14 protein-coding genes are annotated in these 17,236 nt (G+C 64.0%); 6 read left to right on the forward strand and 8 right to left on the reverse strand.

Going from position 1 to position 17,236, the window contains the following annotated elements; genetic code table 11:
* Positions 1-34: 34 nt before the first annotated feature.
* The 3 genes from AC13FN_RS08480 to AC13FN_RS08490 all read right to left on the reverse strand — a co-directional run bounded on the left by AC13FN_RS08480 (position 35) and on the right by AC13FN_RS08490 (position 4,015).
* Positions 35-1,495 (reverse strand): UdgX family uracil-DNA binding protein, encoded by a 1,461-nt coding sequence (locus AC13FN_RS08480; RefSeq protein WP_482984649.1) that lies wholly within the window; start codon positions 1,493-1,495, stop codon positions 35-37.
* The gene (locus AC13FN_RS08485; RefSeq protein ID WP_482984648.1) at positions 1,476-2,759 is read right to left on the reverse strand and encodes a putative DNA modification/repair radical SAM protein; all 1,284 of its coding nucleotides are present in this window, start codon (positions 2,757-2,759) and stop codon (positions 1,476-1,478) included. Before AC13FN_RS08485 ends, AC13FN_RS08480 begins: the two co-directional genes overlap by 20 nt.
* A gap of 128 nt (positions 2,760-2,887) precedes the next feature.
* Positions 2,888-4,015, reverse strand: coding sequence for a PilT/PilU family type 4a pilus ATPase (locus tag AC13FN_RS08490; RefSeq protein WP_043398800.1), 1,128 nt, complete (start codon positions 4,013-4,015; stop codon positions 2,888-2,890).
* A 121-nt stretch (positions 4,016-4,136) separates the two neighbouring features.
* Between AC13FN_RS08490 and AC13FN_RS08495 the strand changes: the two genes are divergently transcribed.
* The 6 genes from AC13FN_RS08495 (at position 4,137) to AC13FN_RS08520 (ending at position 10,508) form a co-directional block, all read left to right on the forward strand.
* Positions 4,137-4,502 carry a DUF4398 domain-containing protein gene (locus tag AC13FN_RS08495; protein WP_005407961.1) on the forward strand — a complete coding sequence of 122 codons (366 nt, stop codon included), beginning with the start codon at positions 4,137-4,139 and terminating at the stop codon, positions 4,500-4,502.
* Complete coding sequence (locus tag AC13FN_RS08500) at positions 4,499-5,383, forward strand: OmpA family protein (protein ID WP_482984647.1); 885 nt, start codon at positions 4,499-4,501, stop codon at positions 5,381-5,383. The genes AC13FN_RS08495 and AC13FN_RS08500 overlap by 4 nt, the downstream gene beginning before the upstream one ends.
* Before the next feature lie 324 nt (positions 5,384-5,707).
* Entirely contained in the window at positions 5,708-5,944 is a 237-nt protein-coding gene (locus AC13FN_RS08505) for an HP1242/YdcH family protein (protein ID WP_005407964.1), read from the forward strand.
* 300 nt (positions 5,945-6,244) lie between these two features.
* Entirely contained in the window at positions 6,245-7,615 is a 1,371-nt protein-coding gene (locus AC13FN_RS08510; RefSeq protein WP_099560176.1) for a pyridoxal-phosphate dependent enzyme, read from the forward strand.
* A 116-nt stretch (positions 7,616-7,731) separates the two neighbouring features.
* Positions 7,732-8,715, forward strand: a complete 984-nt coding sequence (locus tag AC13FN_RS08515; RefSeq protein WP_482995106.1) for a glycosyltransferase family 2 protein — start codon at positions 7,732-7,734, stop codon at positions 8,713-8,715.
* Entirely contained in the window at positions 8,715-10,508 is a 1,794-nt protein-coding gene (locus tag AC13FN_RS08520) for a DUF2142 domain-containing protein (RefSeq protein WP_482984646.1), read from the forward strand. Before AC13FN_RS08515 ends, AC13FN_RS08520 begins: the two co-directional genes overlap by 1 nt.
* An 89-nt stretch (positions 10,509-10,597) precedes the next feature.
* Here the strand turns inward: AC13FN_RS08520 and AC13FN_RS08525 are convergent, their stop codons facing one another.
* From AC13FN_RS08525 to AC13FN_RS08545, 5 genes are all read right to left on the reverse strand, one after another.
* Positions 10,598-13,801 (reverse strand): glycosyltransferase, encoded by a 3,204-nt coding sequence (locus tag AC13FN_RS08525; protein ID WP_482995107.1) that lies wholly within the window; start codon positions 13,799-13,801, stop codon positions 10,598-10,600.
* 112 nt (positions 13,802-13,913) lie between these two features.
* On the reverse strand, positions 13,914-14,669 hold the full coding sequence (locus tag AC13FN_RS08530) for an ABC transporter ATP-binding protein (RefSeq protein ID WP_049434952.1): 756 nt from the start codon (positions 14,667-14,669) through the stop codon (positions 13,914-13,916).
* A gap of 9 nt (positions 14,670-14,678) precedes the next feature.
* On the reverse strand, positions 14,679-15,458 hold the full coding sequence (locus AC13FN_RS08535; RefSeq protein WP_162838407.1) for an ABC transporter permease: 780 nt from the start codon (positions 15,456-15,458) through the stop codon (positions 14,679-14,681).
* 95 nt (positions 15,459-15,553) lie between these two features.
* On the reverse strand, positions 15,554-16,717 hold the full coding sequence (locus tag AC13FN_RS08540) for a cystathionine gamma-synthase (protein ID WP_439448095.1): 1,164 nt from the start codon (positions 16,715-16,717) through the stop codon (positions 15,554-15,556).
* A gap of 110 nt (positions 16,718-16,827) precedes the next feature.
* On the reverse strand, positions 16,828-17,214 hold the full coding sequence (locus AC13FN_RS08545) for a GtrA family protein (protein WP_049434955.1): 387 nt from the start codon (positions 17,212-17,214) through the stop codon (positions 16,828-16,830).
* Positions 17,215-17,236 lie beyond the last annotated feature (22 nt).

The raw sequence follows: 17,236 nt of genomic DNA on the forward strand, positions 1-17,236 counted from the left end.
GACGGAGGGGATTAAGTCGTAAATGCATATACGACTAATCCCCTCCGTCCCCTTCTTGCAGCAGTTGCGCGAGATCATCGCGGAACAGCGCATAGGCCTGTTCGCGGCGGGCGCCATCGCCCTGCCGCAGCACCCACGCCGGATGCACGGTGGCGTAGCCGCGGGTGCCGTCCTCCAGCGTGTGCCAGCGTCCACGGTCGCGTGACAGATTGAAATCACGACCAAATACCGAGGCTGCCGCGGTTGCGCCGAGGCAGGCGATGACCTGCGGCCGCACCCGCGCGATCTCGCCCATCAGCCATGGCCGGCAGGCCTGGATGTGGCGGCTTTCCGGACGCTTGTGCAGCCGGATCTTGCCGCGGCGCTCATGGTGGAAGTGCTTCACCGCATTGGTCAGGTACAGCGTGGCGCGATCGATTCCCAGCTCGGCCAGGGCACGGTCCAGCAGCTGGCCGGCCGGGCCGGCGAATGGCTGGCCGCGCAGATCCTCGACGTCGCCCGGCTGCTCGCCGACCACCATGATCCGGGCATCGACCGGGCCTTCACCGAACACCCCCTGCGTGGCCGCTTCCCACAGCGGGCACTGGCGGCAGGCCAGCGCCTGTTGGCGCAGTGTCTGCAATCCCTTGGCGTCGGCGGCGGGCATTGGCGCCAGCGCCCGCGCAGGTATCTTCCGTTGCGGTGCCTGCGCGGGCCGGTCATGCATTTCCTGCACGCGATCGCCCGCATCGCGCACCAGGCGCGGCAGCAGCTGCGCCTCTGGCAGGTGGCGCCAGTACTTGGCCGGCATCTCCTGCATCATCATCCGGGTATTGAGCCGGGCCGGATTGAAGATGCTGGCGTAATAGGTCTGCCACAGCGCCTCGCGCGCATCTTCTGCCGGGGCGTCCTCACGCCGTGCACCCGGCCCGAACGCCAGTGCCTGCCCATCCCATGCCACGCTGCGTGACGGTGTCAGGATGGCCCAGCGCATGCCGGTGAAGCGACGCGCGAAAAACGGCGCCACCCGATCGACGATGTGGTGCTGTGGCTCGAACCACGCGATGAACGCCTCGGGCTGGCCGGGCACCTCGCGGAAGCGCACGAACGCCTTCATCTTGTGGGTATCGCGGCGAACGGCCTGGGCGAGCGCGGTTGCGCGCAGCACGTCGGCATCGGCGGGATTCGACAGCACCGAGCGCTCGCCATGAGTGATGCGCCACAGCAGCCGGTACAACAGGGCCATGCGCTGCATATCGCGATGACACAGGCAGGTGGCCGCCAGTTCAAGGAAGTCGCGCGGTACGTTCGGCACGTCGCCATCGGCCAGCACGGGCGCGGAGCTGACCGCCGGCGCATCCAGCAGTGATGCGTCGCTGCCCTCCAGCCAGTCCAGCTGTTCCGGTGCGATGCCGCGCAACAGGGCATCGCGCGCACCGTTGCGCCAGGCCTCCAGCGACCACGGCGGGTCCACCCGCAGCGACCAGCGCTGTGCGTCAGGCTGGCGGTGGGGCATCGAACAGCGATCCCTGACGGGGCGGGAGGGCCAACTGGGCGCGCAGCGCCGCCGGATCGTCCAGCGCCCTGCGCGGGTGGTGGTCGGCCAGCAGCACGAATGGCAGCAGTTTGCTCATCGGCGCCTTCAGGCGTGCCACATCGGCAACCCGCAGGCGAGCGTGGCGGCGCGCCATCAGCACCCGCTTCACATTGCGCACGCCCAGCCCGGGTACGCGCAGCAGCATTTCCTTCGGCGCGCGGTTGAGATCCACGGGGAAGCGTTCTGGGTGGCGGATCGCCCAGGCCATCTTCGGGTCGATGTCCAGATCGAGCATGCCGGCCTGGGTGGTATCGGTGATTTCATCCACGCCATAGCCGTAGAAGCGCAGCAGCCAGTCGGCCTGGTACAGGCGGTGCTCGCGCTGCAGGGGCGGCGGCTGCAGCGGCAGCTGGCGGCTGGCATCCGGAATCGGGCTGAAGGCGGAGTAGTACACCCGGCGCATCCGGTAGTTGCCGTACAACGCATCGGCGCTGGCGAGGATCTGCCGGTCGTTGGCGCCGTCGGCGCCGACGATCATCTGCGTGCTCTGCCCGGCCGGTGCGAAGCGGGGAGGGCGCGGACGCGCGCTGCGGATGGTCACCGGCGCGACCAATGCTGGCGCCTTGCGCGCTTCCTTGGCTTCCTCGATGCGCCAGCGCAGCTCGCCCATCGCACCGCGGATCGACTGTACGGTCTTCTCCGGTGCCAGCGCGCTCAGCCCGGCTTCGGTGGGCAGCTCCACGTTGATCGACAGCCGGTCGGCGTAGCGCCCGGCACTGGCCAGCAGTTCCGGCGACGCTTCGGGAATGGTCTTGAGGTGGATGTAACCGGCGTAGCGGTGTTCCTCGCGCAGTTGCCGCGCTACTTCCACCATCTGCTCCATGGTGTAGTCCGCATTGCGGATGATGCCGCTGGAAAGGAACAGGCCCTCGATGTAGTTGCGCTTGTAGAAGTCCAGCGTCAGCGCGACCACCTCGTCCACGCTGAAGCGCGCGCGGGGCACATTGCTGGACACGCGGTTCACGCAGTACGCGCAGTCGTAGACGCAGAAGTTGGTCAGCAGGATCTTCAGCAACGAAACGCAACGGCCATCCGGCGTATAGCTGTGGCAGATGCCCATGCCTTCGGTGCTGCCGATGCCGCCGCTGGCGCGTGAGTCGCGCTTGCCCGAGCCGCTGGAGGCGCAGGAGGCATCGTATTTGGCGGCGTCAGCCAGGATGGCAAGCTTGCGGATGGTTTCCATTGCGGAAACCTACGGATTGGCGGTCTCATTGGATGAGACCGCCCCTGAACCCTTCAGAAAAAGGGGACGGAGGGGATTAAGTCGTTTGTGCCATAAACGACTTAATCCCCTCCGTCCCCTTTTCCAGGTCAGAACCCGTGGGTGATGCTCGGCGCGCCGGCCGAGAAATCCGCGTACGGGTCGTGTTCGCCGCTGCTGCCTTCGGACAGGCGGAACTTCAGCGCCAGGCCATCGCGCGAGTCGGCCGCGCGCAGGGCCTCCTCCTGCTCGATGGTGCCAGCCTTGGCCAACCGGAACAGGCACTGGTCGAAGCTCTCCATGCCTTCCTCCAGTGAGCCTTCCATCGCCGCCTTGATCTCGTGCACCTGGCCACGACGCAGCAGGTCGCGGATCATCGGCGTGTTGATCAGCACCTCGGTGGCCGGCAGGCGACGGCCTTCCTTGTTCTTCACCAGGCGCTGGCTGATCACTGCACGCAGGTTCAGCGCGAGGTTCATCAGCACGTTCTTGTGCGCGCTTTCCGGGAAGAAGTTGAGGATGCGCTCGATGGTCTGGTCGGCGTTGTTGGAGTGCAGGGTGGCCAGGCACAGGTGGCCGGTCTCGGCGAAAGCGATGGCGGCCTCCATCGTTTCCGCATCCAGGATCTCGCCGATCAGGATCACGTCCGGCGCTTCACGCATCGCGTTCTTCAGCGCGTTGTGGAAGGCATGGGTGTCCAGCCCGACCTCGCGCTGGTTGACGATCGACATCTTGTGCTTGTGCAGGTACTCGATCGGGTCCTCGATGGTGAGGATGTGACCGGTGGTGGTGCTGTTGCGGTGGTCGATCATCGATGCCAGCGAGGTGGACTTGCCCGAGCCGGTGGACCCCACCACCAGCACCAGCCCGCGCGGGGTCATGATGACGTCCTTCAGCACCTGCGGCAGGTTCAGCTCTTCGATGCTCGGAATCCGGCTGCGGATGGCACGGATGACCATGCCGACTTCGCCGCGCTGCTTGAACACATTGACGCGGAAGCGACCGGCATCGGGCAGGGCGATGGCCATGTTGAGTTCCAGCTCGCGCTCGAACTGCGGTACCTGGCCTTCGTCCATCAGCGAGTAGGCGATCTTCTTGACCATGCCCGGCGGCAGGCCGGTATTGCCCAGCGGATAGAGCTTCCCCTCGATCTTGATGTAGACCGGTGCCCCGGTGGTCAGAAACATGTCCGAAGCGTTCTTTTCGGTCATCAGCTTCAGGAAGTAGCCGATATCCATTGCGAATTTTCCCCAACGAAACGGCCGACGCCCGTTGCCAGCACGGTGTCGGCTTGACGACAATGGCCGTGAACCGACAACCGGTACGGCCTCCCCAATGAAACGACTTAGCTTCGCACGAATGCGCCACAGCCTGTATGTGATGGCGTTTGCATTCGCACTGTCTGCCCCCGCCTGGGCGCAGGATGGCGCGATGGAACTGGCCCAGGCCCGGCAGGCGGTCGACAAGGCCACCCAGGCCGATGCCGACCAGTACGCCCCGGACCTGATCGGGCTGGCCCGGCAGGGGCTGGAGCAGGCCCAGCGCGCCGCCGGCGACCGCCGCGAGCGCAAGAACGCCCCGGCAATGGCCCTGCGTGCCGCCGCCGATGCCGACCTGGCCCGCGTGCGCAGCGAGGAAGCCACCGTGACCGCCCAGCTGCAGCTGCGCCGCAACGAGGTCAACCAGCTGCAACGCCAGCTGTCGACCGGGGAGGATCGCCGGTGAAGCCGATGACTGCCGCAACCCTGGCCGCGCTGCTGGCGCTGCCGACCCTGGCCGTGGCCGCCGACAATCCGATGGTGGCGCAGCTGAGCCAGCGCCTGATGGCGATCCAGGCCAACCCGGATACCGCTGAGCTGGGCGCCTTCGAGCGCATGCAGGCCCAGCAGGCCATTGCCACCTTGGACAAGGCCAAGCGCCGCGACCAGGAGCTGGCCACCTACCTGGCCGAGCGCCGGGTGGAGATTGCCGAGACCGCCGTGCGTACCGCACTGGCCGCGCGTGAGGTCGATCGCCTCGATCGCACCCGCAGTGACCTGCTGATCGAGGCCAGCCGCCGCGACGCCGCCCGCGCCCGCCAGGAAGCCGAGCAGCTGCGCATGCAGGCGCAGATGCAGGCCGAAGAGGCCGAGCGCCTGCGCCAGGCCGCCGAGGCCGAAACCCTGGCCCGCCAAGACGCCGAGAACGCCCTGACCAGCGTGGCCGGCAAGCAGCAGCAGCGCCTCAGCGCTGCCCAGCAGAACGCCGCCAAGCTGGCCCGCGAGGAAGCCGAGCTGGTGTCCGGTCAGAAACTGCCGGCCTCGAAGTTCGATGGTCGCGGCGAGGTCTTCACCTTCCGTGGCGATGCGTTTGCCGCCGGCGCCTCCAGCCTGTCCGGCGGGGCCCGCAACCAGGCCAAGGCACTGGCCGAATACCTGAACATCGGCAAGAAGGGCCGCCTGCGCATCGAGGCCTACGACAACGCGAATGGCGTAGGCCAGAAGCGTGCCGAAGCGCTGCGCGATGCCCTGGTCGCGGCCGGTGTCGCCAGCAACCGGATCCAGCTCGCTGGCAAGAAGGCAGCCTCCACCCAGGCGCGTTCGGCCGAGGTCATCATCGCCCCGTAATTGCTTGATATTGTTTGTTTTTCGTTGCGATGAGCATTCAGCCTGAACCCCGCCCCGGCGGGGTTCGGTCTTTTTGCCGCAGGGGTCTTGTTCCCCGCCTTGAGCAGGCGTAGGGTCAATCGTCCGGGACGCAATGCCGCGGACCGGACGATGGGAGGGCCGGGCCGATGCAAACAGGGCGCGAACCGCAGCGAATCGACGTGCGCAGGCCAGTGCCGCAGGTCGTTGCAGGCGTCCAGGTGGCCATCGACCGGCGCTCCTCCATGAACAACGCCCCGTGCCTTGCGGCCGGGGCGTTCGTGTATCTGTCGAAGGAGGTCCATCATGTTTGAAGATCAGCCCCAGAGCGAGATCGACGCCCGTCGCGCGCGTGATCCGGAGTTCAGGGCACTCCATGACCAGCACCGCAAGTTGAACAAGAAGTGCATGGACGCGGAGTTGGGTGTACTCCCGATCGATGATGTCACCCTGGGTCGCATGAAGCGCGAAAAGCTGCTGGCCAAGCAACGACTTCTGCGAATGTACGAAACACCGCTCCCAACGACGTCCCCCACGCTTTGACGCACCCCGTCACGCCCGGAACGGCGTGACCCGGCCATCGATGGCCCCGCCGGGCGCTTCTGCCCCGGCATCGCGGCACCGCCGATGAGGCGGCCGCGCCAAGGCACCACAAGCGGTGGTGCCTTGGCCTGCAGGCACAACTCACCGATGCGGGCGGGACCGGTCTCCTCGTCGATCCGGGGCCGTCCGCATCTCTTTTTTACGGCGGGCACGCCGCTGCCGCAGCGACCTGACTTTCATCGCCATCCGTCGGATAATCATCGGTCCGGCCCTGCGTGGCGCGAACCGAAAGTCCTCCGAATGCCCATCCATTCTTCCGTCCTCGAACTCATCGGCCAGACCCCGATCGTCAAGGCCCAGCGCCTGGACACCGGCGTCTGCGAGCTCTACCTGAAGCTGGAGAGCGCCAACCCGGGCGGATCGATCAAGGATCGCATCGGCCTGTCGATGATCGAAGCGGCGGAGAAGCGCGGCGACCTGAAGCCTGGCGCGACCCTGGTCGAGGGCACCGCTGGCAACACCGGCCTGGGCCTGGCCCTGGTGGCCCAGCAGAAGGGCTATAAGCTCATTCTGGTCGTTCCCGACAAGATGAGTCGGGAAAAGATTTTCAACCTGAAGGCGATGGGCGCTGAAGTGCGTCTGACCCGCTCGGACGTGGCCAAGGGCCACCCCGAGTACTACCAGGATCTGGCCAAGACCATCGCCGAGCAGACCCCGGGCGCGTACTTCATCAACCAGTTCGGCAACCCGGACAATCCGGCCGCGCATGAATTCGGTACCGGCCCGGAGATCCTGGAGCAGATGGGCGGCGACCTCGATGCCATCGTGTTCGGCTGTGGCAGCTCCGGCACCATGACCGGCCTGTCGCGCGCCTTCGCCAAGCTGTCGCCGAAGACCGAGCTGGTGCTGGCCGATCCGGTCGGCTCGATCCTGGCCGAGTACATCAACGACGGCAATCTGAACGACAAGTCGGGCAGCTGGCTGGTGGAGGGCATCGGCGAGGACTTCCTGCCGTCGATCTCCGACTTCAGCCGCGTCAAGAAGGCCTATGCCATCAGCGACGCCGAGAGCTTCCACACCGCGCGCGAGCTGCTGGGCAAGGAAGGCATCCTGGGCGGTTCGTCCACCGGCACCCTGCTGGCGGCGGCCCTGAAGTACTGCAAGGAACAGACCACGCCGAAGAAGGTGTTGGTGCTGGTGCCGGACACCGGCAACAAGTACCTGTCGAAGATGTACAACGACTACTGGATGCTGGACAACGGCTTCCTGCAGCGCCCGCAGCATGGAGACCTGCGCGACCTGATCCTGCGCCCGTACGGCCAGCGCGACACCGTGGTGATCGGACCGAACGACCTGCTGACCACCGCTTACCAGCGCATGAAGCTGTACGACGTGTCGCAGCTGCCGGTGATGGACGGTGACCAGCTGGTGGGCATCGTCGATGAAAGTGACGTGCTGCTGCACGTCTATGGCGACGAAGCCCGCTTCCGCGACAGCGTCGCCACCGCCATGGTCAGCAAGCTGGACCGTCTGGACGTGAAGTCGCCGATCGAAGCCCTGCTGCCCGTATTCGACCGCGGTCAGGTGGCGATCGTGATGGACGGCGATGCCTTCCTGGGGCTGATCACCCGCATCGACCTGCTGAACTACCTGCGCCGTCGCGTGCAGTAAGCGTCCTGCGCAGGGGGCGGGTTCGCCCCCTGCACACTCTGGACAGGTCGCAGATGTCACAATCGGCTTGTTTTGTTACCCGCCGGGGCCAGCCCGGAGAACTTCAGAGAGTGCGCATGCCTGTCCAGATCGCCGTTGTGATTCCGTCCTACAAGGTCATCAACCACATTCTTGGCGTTATTGATGGAATGGGGAGTGACATCCATCGGATCTATGTGGTGGACGATTGTTGCCCGATGAACAGTGGCGACTTCGTTGAAGCGAACTGCACCGATCCGCGTGTTGTCGTTCTGCGCCATGTCGAGAACCAGGGCGTGGGTGGTGCGGTCATGACAGGGTATCGCGCAGCGATCGAAGACGGCATCGACATCATCGTCAAGGTAGACGGTGACGGCCAGATGGACCCGGCGCTGATCCCAAGCTTCGTCAGCCCGATCATCGCCGGTGAAGCCGACTACACCAAGGGCAACCGTTTCTTCGATCTCGAGCGCATTGCGCAGATGCCGAAGCTGCGGTTGTTTGGCAATGCAGGGCTGTCCTTCCTGACCAAGCTCTCCTCCGGCTATTGGGACCTGTTCGATCCCACCAATGGGTTCACTGCCATCCACCGTGATGTGGCGCGCCACCTGCCGATGGGACGGATCAGCAAGCGCTATTTCTTCGAGACCGACATGCTGTTCCGGCTCAGCACGCTGCGTGCGGTGGTGCTGGATGTGCCGATGCACGCCAAGTATGGCGACGAAGTCAGCAATCTGAAGATCTCGCAGGTGTTGTCGGAGTTCCTGTTCAAGAACCTGCGCAACTTCGGCAAGCGCGTTTTCTACAACTATTACCTGCGTAATCTGTCTCTGGCGTCGTTCGAACTGCCGGCCGGCCTGGTGCTGTTGCTGTTCGGCATGATCTATGGCCTGCAGCATTGGCTGACCAGCATTGGTACCGGGCAGGTTGCCAGCAGCGGTACGGTGATGCTGGCCGCGATGCCGATATTGCTGGGTGTGCAGTTGTTGCTTGCCTTCTTCGGCCAGGACATCGCAGCAACCCCCCGCCATGCTGTTCATCCACGGCTTCGTTGGTCGGCGCTTGAAGTGGGGAATACCTGATGCGCGTGTCCGCCCAGGCAGAGCGTGTGGCGCCTCAGGTCTGGCCGCTGTACCTGCTCGCTACCCTGCTGGTCAGCCTGGTCCTGTCTGCGATCACGCCGCCGTTCCAGGCGCCTGACGAGTACGACCACGTCAAGCGTGCCTACATGATGGGGCAGGGGCAGATCCTGTTGAAGTCGGTGGATGGGTCCCCTTCGGGAGGCTACCTCGACAGTGGCCTGGTGCAGTACATGTCGTACTTCGAACCACTGAAGGGAGCGTCACAGCGCAAAGTCTCCGCTGATGAACTGCAGGCGGCAGGCAGCGTGAAGTGGAGCGACCAGCCGCAGTTCCAGACGGCAGTGGGGACCGCTTACTACTTCCCGCTGATGTACGCGCCACAAGCCGTGGGGCTGGGCATGGGCAAAGCGCTGGGCATGAGCGTGGGCAAATCCTATCGGCTGGCCCGCCTGCTGGAATGGATGACCTGCGGGGTTCTGTTGCTGCTGGCCTTTAGACTCCACCGGCCTTCGGCGGTGGTGCTGGCGTTGCTCGCATTGCCGATGAACCTGTTTCTGTTTGGCGCGGCGGTGCTTGATCCCATGGCCACAGCAGTGGCGCTGGTTGGCCTATCGGCTTTCATGCGGATCGCCACCGATGGCCGTGCCTCGCCACCGACGGCGGTGGCTGCACTCCATATAAGTGTCCTGTTGGTCTGTGCCTGTCGCGCGAACATGCTGCCGATGCTGCTGTTGCCCTTCGTCGCAGCATGGCTGATGCGCGAGCGCCGGCAGCTGTACATTGCGATCGCCATCAGTGTGTTCGTACTGGCATGGACCCTGTTCACGGTGAAGACGACGGTCTATCCCCCCAGCAGCCATCGGATCGATCATGCAGCTCGTCTGCTGCACCTTCTCACGCATCCCGGTGAACTGGCCTCCATCCTGTTCGCGACCTGGACCAACATGGCGCGGATGTCCTTCTACGTCGTGTCGTTCATCGGGGTGCTGGGCTGGCTGGACGCGTCCTTCTCACCTGCCTTCTACCACATGACAGGGCTGACGCTGGTGGTGTTGATGCTGCTGTCGCTCGACCTGGAAGGGTGGCGCACCCAGAGCCTGGCGCGCTGGACGCTGGTCGTGGTCTGCCTGGCGTCGGTCTTGATGACCTTCCTCGCCCTGCTGGTGCAGTGGACCGATCCCGCTTCGACGACCGTTGATGGCGTTCAGGGGCGCTATCTGCTGATTCCGGGTCTATGCCTGGTGATGGCGCTGACGGCCAACGCAGCACCGCGCGATGGCCTGCTGTTCAAGGCCGGGCACGGGCTGGCAATGCTGTTCCTGGCCTGGATGGCGTATGCGAGCTGTTCGCTCCTGGTCGAGCGCTACCATACTGGCGCGACGCAGTCCGCAATCGCGGCGCCTGAGCTGAAGCCCTCGCCACCGTTGACGCCCGACAACACCGTGCCGTTGCACTTCCTGCCCGCACAGAGCGAGGATCCTGCTGGCCTGAAGCGTATCTCGGTGCGGTTTGGCACCTATATGACCACGCATGCCGGGCAGGCCGAACTGCGGCTGTGGACCCAGGGAGGAGAGCGGCTTGTGCTGCCCTTCGAGCTGTCAGAGCTCACCGACAATGGCTACGCCGAGTTCAAGCTGGATGGCAAAGCCTATGTAGGTGGGGAAGTCGCGCCGCGCGATGGCAGCGGCGTAAGTGTGTGGGAAAGCCACAGCCAGGAACGCGTGGACAGTTGCGTATTCCTGGAAACGGAAAACCAGGACGACATCCTCCCGCGCGGTTGCCCTGAGCCCTGATGAAAAAGAAAGCCGCTGATCTCACGATCAGCGGCTTTTTCGTTGAATTCGTGGAAACCCGGCTGGCTTCATGCCAACGGCATCTTCGTTCAGTTCAGTTCGTCCGGGTCGCGCCAGTTCACTGGCTGGCGCTCGATCACTTCCAGCATGTAGTCGGTCAGTTCCGTAGCCTGTTCGTCGAACAGACGCACCATTGCGGCGTGCGGATTACGGTAACCGTCGAGCTGGCCCGGCGCATCCAGCAGGCGCTTGATGGCGGCCTGCAGCGCGCTGCCATCATCATCCAGCGGGATGATGTCGCCATTCTCGCCGTCGACGATATCTTCGATGACACCGCCTGCGTCGGTAGCGATCACCCAGACATCGCGGATCAATGCCTCGCGGACCGACAGGCCGAAGCTCTCCTTCCACTGGGTCGGGAACAACAGCACGTCGATGCTGCCGAAGAACGAATCGATGGTCTCCTGGCTGTAAGCGGGGACCGCCTTGAAGGTGCCGGGAACCTTCCAGTTGGATTCGAAGATCGAACGACGTCCGAGGTTGAGTTCGTTGTCGACGACATGCAGTTCGTAGTTGGTATGCGGCAGGCCTGCGAAAGCCTTCTTGATCAGGGCGCTTCCCTTGATCGGGCCCTCGCCGCCAACGAAACCGAACCGCAGCGGGCGGGTGCTGGGTGGCTCGCGGTGAATGGCCGAAGCAGGTTTGACGATGCCGTTCTTGTTGACCCGCAGGCGCTCGGGATCAAACCCGTTGTCGGCGTAGACACCAGCGAAGAACTTGCTGGGTGACAGCATCAACGCTGCGCCGGTCAACACTTCGTGCAGGCGGTACTGGCGATAGGGGTTCATTGCGGGCTGCGGTACGCAGCGCGAGCACACATCAAGGTCGATCTTGCGCTGGTAGCAGTAACGGCCCTTGTCGTTGACCATGAACTGGCGCGCACAGATCCACCATGCATCGTGCAGCGTTACCACGAACGGGACGCCTTCGGCCTGGCAGACTTCCGCGATCTGGATGCCGATGCCCTGGATGGAATGGATGTGAACCACGTCCGGACGCCAGGCACGGAGGATTTCGCGGAACCCATGCGTGGGATAGGGATTGTCGAAATGCAGGGCCTGATCGTGCTCATGCGGCAGACCCATGGCGAACACCTCGCCCGCGCTCGATTCGTAGCGGGTCACCTTGTAGGCATGCACATCGGTGGCCGGCAGGGTGGTGAATGTCGCGTATTCCGCCCGGCCGCCTGCATTGATGATACGTGCCATCTGCTCGGCCACGATCGTGGCGCCGCCGAAGCTGCGTGGTTCGAAGAAAATGTTGACGCCCAGAATACGTGGCCGACGCTCGACGGACGGTTCCAATGACTTCAGCCATGGCAGCAGCCTGTGCTTGGCTACGGCTTCAGGGGTGTAGTCATCCTCGACATGGCGACGCGAGTTCTCGCCGATCTGGCGGCGCAGCCCGGGGCTCCCAATCAATGCCAGCAGTTGTTCTTCCCAGTCCTGTTCGGTACTGGCCAGCAGACCGGTGGTGCCGTGCTGGACGGTCTGCTGGTACTCCATGCTGGAGGAGCAGACGCTGGGAATGCCCAGGATCGCCGCTTCCAGATACTTGATGTTGGACTTGGCGTCATTGAAGACCGTGCGCTCCAGCGGTGCGATGTTGATCTGGCACCTGGCGAGCCTGCGCATGTAGGTCGGGTAATCGGAGGGCGGCAGGCGCTCTACCTGGGCATCGACTTCGTTGAACGCTTCGGGAAGGTTGAGATGACCGATGATGGTAAGGCGAACGTCATAGCGCTTCTTCAGAATGCGTAGCAACGCTGGAGCGGCGATACGGAAATCGGAATCGTGGGCCTTGGAACCAGAGCCATAGACGATGCGCAGCAATCCATCACCACGCGGCGGTGCGGCGGCGATTTCCTCTGCTGCGCGCAGTGTCTCCACGTCCAGTGCGTTCTCGACGACCCAGACCTCGGGCGCACCGGTTGCGCGCATGGCGTCGGCCATGGCGGTGGTCGATGCGATGCAGGCATCGCAAGCCAGCAGCGCCTCCCGGAACAGCGGTACGCCTTCGAGGATGGCCTTGCGCACAACTGGGCTGAGATCGTTGACGTTGCTGTTGTTCCGGTAGTGTTCGATGTCGAAGATGAGATCGTCGACTTCCCAGAACGTACGCACGCCAGCCGCACGAGCAAGGGCGATCGTCTCCAGTTGGTCCGGATAGCCGGGGACGCGGTAGAACACGGCAACGCTGTGCGTGGAGAGCAGGTCGCGGGTAGAGACGACATCAGTCCAGTTGACGACGGTGCAGTCGTAGCCAAGGCTTTCGATCATCAGCTGCTTCTGCAGCACGCGGTATTTCAGGCACTGCCCGATGCCCATTTCCGCCACCAGCAGGACGCGCAGCTGCTGCGAACTGCTCGCCGGCCTTGCCGGTGGAAGCGCATGGACCGGCCTCAGTTTCCAGCTTCCGGCCCCTGAGCCCTGGCGGAACAATGCAGCGGGCTGCCGCAGCTGGCTGGTGATCCGGCGTCCGGCCTCGCGGATGCCGTTCTGGCGGGCGACGCGAATGGTGGCCGTGGACAGATGCAGGAGCTGCTTGAGCAGCGAACGAACGCGCCAGACGGCAACGTGTGCCATGCGCAGCGGGGCGGTCACGCGCCAGGAGCGCGAATTGAGCAGCTCTCCGATCTGATTCTGGGCCCGGTGCAGATGATCAAGCGTCGCTTGGGAAGTGATCCCGGATGTTTCCAGTGCGCGCCGCAGCGACGCCACGCGACGTTCTGCACGCAGCAGATTCTGTTCTACCTCGGTGAGGCTGCTTTCCTGTTGCACGATCTGGCTGCGCAGTTGCTCCATGTGCTGGCGTTGCTCCAGCAGCACGGCTTGTGCCGTTTCCAGGGAGGCGAGCTCTTCGATCTGTGGCCGATCGCTTGATCCTGGTGGTGTCGCTCCGATGCTCCATTCCGGATCGGCCACGAACAGCCAGTGCTGGCCGTCTGCCAGGGCGTGGCCGGTGATCGCGCTTTCACGAGGCGGAGGGCCCAGCAGCAGGATCCCGCCATGGGTGTCCAGGCGCCGCATCCAGTCCATGAGCTGCCAGCCATCACTGATCTGGTCCGGCGCCAGCATCACCAATGCGTTGAGCTTGGTGCTGCCCAATGCGTCCGGTGCTTCGACCGGACGCACCGGCAGCCCTTGCGAAGCGGCCAGATCGACCAGAGCTGCAAACAGGGACGAGCCTTCTCCAGCCGCATCGATCACCTGCTGTGGTCGAAGGGTATCCATCAGCCAGCTCGCAATCATCTCCGGTGAAGAGGACTGCGGCGATGAGTGGCTGGCATTGGAGGCTGGCTGGATGGGGTGCGTCATCAGGGGTACCGGAGGGTGGGACGGGGACTCAATGTCCGTTGACGAACTGCTCATAGGCGGACACCACCGACGCGGTATCGCCGTACATCCGGATTGAACCGTTGTCCATCCAGATCACCTTGTTGCAGACACGGCGGATCTCTTCGTTGGAGTGCATGGCCAGCACGACGATGTCCGAACGGCCGTGAAGATCTGCCAGGCGCTGCTTGGCCTTGTGCATGAAGCCGGCATCGCCCACGCCCATCACTTCGTCCAGCAGCAGGATCTGCGCATCAACCGCCGTGGAAATGGCAAATGCCAGACGTACGCGCATGCCACTGGAGTAGGTCCGGATGGGCAGGTCGAGATAATCGCCGAGTTCGCTGAATTCAGCGATTCCCTCCTGCTTTTCGATGATCTCGTTCTTGGTCATGCCCAGCAGCAGGCCGCGCAATCGGATGTTCTGCCAACCGGTGGAGTTGTCGTCCATGCCGAGGCTGATGTCCAGCAGCGGAACCACTTTGCCATCGCGTCGGATGATGCCTCCGGTGGGGGCATAGATGCCGGCAAGGACGCGCAGGAGGGTCGATTTGCCGGCGCCGTTGTGGCCGATCAGACCGACGCGATCACCGGTCTCCAGGCGAACGCTGACGTCCTGCAGGGCGCGGACGATGATGACGCCGTCGTTGCTGTCGGCAACGGCATTGGAGCGACCCAGGCGCATCACCTGGCGCTTGAGTGAGCGGCCGTGCACCTCGTAGATCGGAAGATCGAGGCTGACGTGTTCCAGTTCAATGAAAGCCATGTGGAATCCTTACACCCAGTACGCGATGCGCTTGTGATAACGGTGGACCATCACCAGGGCGACGATCCAGCCGACAACGGCCATGGCAATGGCCACTCCCCAGGTCCGCACGGACGGAACCTCGCCCAGTACAGGCTGGCGCACGACGTTGAGCAGATAGGCAAGGGGATTGAGGTTGACGATGAACGAATACTTGGTCAGCGCTTCCGGCTTGTACATGATCGGGGTGATGTAGAAGGCCACCTGCATGATCGCTGCGACGATCTGCGGGAAGTCACGGAAGCGCGCTGACAGCAGTCCGGACAGGGTCGCCATCCAGGTTGCATTGAGCACCACCAGGACCAGGCCGGGAATGACCAGCGGCAGGGTGTCCCAGCGCTTCACGCCGAAGATGGCGAGCAGCGCCACCACGATCACGATGTTGTGGCACAGGATCAGCAGGTTGCGCCACGGCACCTGCAGGATGTAGATGAACTTCGGCGTTGAGACCTGGCGGATGTAGGCGGCATTGGAAATGAACGCGTTGCTGCCCTCCTGCACGGTGCTGGTGAACATCCCCCACATGACCAGGCTGGTCGCCAGGTAAGGCAGGTACTCGCTGAGCTTCTGCCCGAACAGGGTGCCGTAGACCATGCCGATGGATGCGATGATCACGCCCATGCTGATCGTCAGCCAGAACGGACCGACACGGGAGCGGGCGTAGCGCTGGCGGATTTCCAGCCAGCCCAGCAATGTCCACAGGCGCCAGGAGCGCAGGCTGCGTCCCAGGTCGGAGAGTGCTTCATTCATCAAGGAATTCTCGCGGGTTCAATACGGTCACCGCGTGCAGGACGCGGCGTCAAGCCACCGCTGGCGCGGCGGCGTGGAATCAATGAAGACCTGGCTCAACGTCCCAGGGCAGCGTCCAGTTCGTGACGGAGATCGGCCAGATCTTCCGTGCCCACCGACAGACGTATCAGGTTGTCGGTGATGCCCAGTCGCTTGCGCTGGGCCGGCGGAATCGACGCGTGGGTCATCACCGCCGGCAGCTCGATAAGGCTCTCCACCCCACCCAGCGATTCGGCCAGTGCGAACAGTTCGCAACGTTCCAGCATGCGGCGGGCCTTGGTCTTGCCGCCCTTCACGCGCACGGAGATGATCCCGCCGAAGCCATCCATCTGGCGCTTGGCCAGAGCGTGCTGCGGGTGGCTCTTCAGGCCAGGGTAGATCACAGCTTCGATCCGGCTGTCGCGTTCGAGCCAGCGGGCCAGTTCCAACGCACTTTCGTTGTGTGCACGCATGCGCAGGTGCAGCGTCTTCAGGCCACGCAGGGCCAGGAAGGAGTCGAACGGGCCGGCCACGGCTCCGATCGAGTTCTGCAGAAAGGCCATCTGTTCGGCCAGGGCATCACTGCCGGCCACCACGATGCCACCCACGATGTCCGAATGGCCGTTGAGGTACTTGGTTGCGGAATGCAGGACCAGATCGGCGCCGTACTCCAGCGGACGCTGCACCATCGGCGAGCAGAAGGTGTTGTCCACGACCAGGAGCAGGCCCTGCTTGCGGGCGAAGGTGCCCAGCTTGGCCAGGTCCACAACCTTGAGCATGGGGTTGGTGGGGGTTTCCGCCCAGATCATGCGGGTATTGGGCCGTATCGCTGCCCGTACCGCGTCCAGGTCGTTCAGGTCGACATAGGTGAACTCCAGCCCCGCCGAACGCTGACGGACGCGCTCGAACAAGCGGTAGGTGCCGCCATACAGATCGTCCATCGCAATGACGTGGTCGCCCGCGTCCAGCAGCTCCAGCGTCGTCGACGCAGCGGCAAGTCCGGAAGCGAATGCAAAGCCGGCGGTGCCCCCTTCAAGGCTGGCGACACAGGCCTCGTAGGCGTTGCGGGTCGGGTTCTGGGTACGTGAATACTCATAGCCCTTGTGCTTGCCGGGGCTTTCCTGGACGTAGGTCGAAGTGGCGTAGATCGGCGTCATGATGGCGCCGGTGCTCGGGTCGGGCTGCTGTCCTGCATGGATGGCACGGGTGCCGAGGCCGAGCGAGTTCGGGGTCTTTGCCATTCGAAGTAACCTGGAGGTACGAAGGTTTGGGGGGCCTATTCTAGGGCAAGCCGTGAGAGGGCTCCGCCAAGGTGTTCAGGAAGGTGGTGATGGCGCCAGGGCCTGCAGGATCAGGCCATCGGGCGCTGCCGGAAGACCAGTCGGGAGAAGATGACGTAGTTCCAGGATGCCACCATGACCATCACGATCAGTTTCGCCAGCAGTGGCGGAACGCCGAGAGGGCCTGCCAGCAGACTGATTGCGACATTGCCCAGGATCAGGTTGATTACAGCCAGGAGCCCGTACCTGGCCAGTTCCGCGCCCCAGGCTCCTTCACTGCGGAATACCCAGTGGCGATTGAGCATGAAGCTCACGATGAAGCCGCCGGCGAAGCTGACTGATTGGTTCAGCAGCAACCAGTCCGTACCCAGCCCGGTCTGAAGCAGGAGGAAGATCGCATATTCGACGGCGGCGGCCGAGCCACCGGAAAGGAGGAAGCGAAACAGGCGCGGCATCATGGATACGACAGAAGTCCGGAAA

The organism is Stenotrophomonas sp. 115C5, from assembly GCF_056861055.1.

Bases quoted from the DNA above. Each gene is read 5' to 3' on its own strand.
- AC13FN_RS08480 (WP_482984649.1), bottom strand. From the start codon at position 1,495: ATGCCCCACCGCCAGCCTGACGCACAGCGCTGGTCGCTGCGGGTGGAC.
- AC13FN_RS08485 (WP_482984648.1), bottom strand. From the start codon at position 2,759: ATGGAAACCATCCGCAAGCTTGCCATCCTGGCTGACGCCGCCAAATAC.
- AC13FN_RS08490 (WP_043398800.1), bottom strand. From the start codon at position 4,015: ATGGATATCGGCTACTTCCTGAAGCTGATGACCGAAAAGAACGCTTCG.
- AC13FN_RS08495 (WP_005407961.1), top strand. From the start codon at position 4,137: ATGCGCCACAGCCTGTATGTGATGGCGTTTGCATTCGCACTGTCTGCC.
- AC13FN_RS08505 (WP_005407964.1), top strand. From the start codon at position 5,708: ATGTTTGAAGATCAGCCCCAGAGCGAGATCGACGCCCGTCGCGCGCGT.
- AC13FN_RS08510 (WP_099560176.1), top strand. From the start codon at position 6,245: ATGCCCATCCATTCTTCCGTCCTCGAACTCATCGGCCAGACCCCGATC.
- AC13FN_RS08515 (WP_482995106.1), top strand. From the start codon at position 7,732: ATGCCTGTCCAGATCGCCGTTGTGATTCCGTCCTACAAGGTCATCAAC.
- AC13FN_RS08520 (WP_482984646.1), top strand. From the start codon at position 8,715: ATGCGCGTGTCCGCCCAGGCAGAGCGTGTGGCGCCTCAGGTCTGGCCG.
- AC13FN_RS08525 (WP_482995107.1), bottom strand. From the start codon at position 13,801: ATGGATACCCTTCGACCACAGCAGGTGATCGATGCGGCTGGAGAAGGC.
- AC13FN_RS08530 (WP_049434952.1), bottom strand. From the start codon at position 14,669: ATGGCTTTCATTGAACTGGAACACGTCAGCCTCGATCTTCCGATCTAC.
- AC13FN_RS08535 (WP_162838407.1), bottom strand. From the start codon at position 15,458: ATGAATGAAGCACTCTCCGACCTGGGACGCAGCCTGCGCTCCTGGCGC.
- AC13FN_RS08540 (WP_439448095.1), bottom strand. From the start codon at position 16,717: ATGGCAAAGACCCCGAACTCGCTCGGCCTCGGCACCCGTGCCATCCAT.
- AC13FN_RS08545 (WP_049434955.1), bottom strand. From the start codon at position 17,214: ATGATGCCGCGCCTGTTTCGCTTCCTCCTTTCCGGTGGCTCGGCCGCC.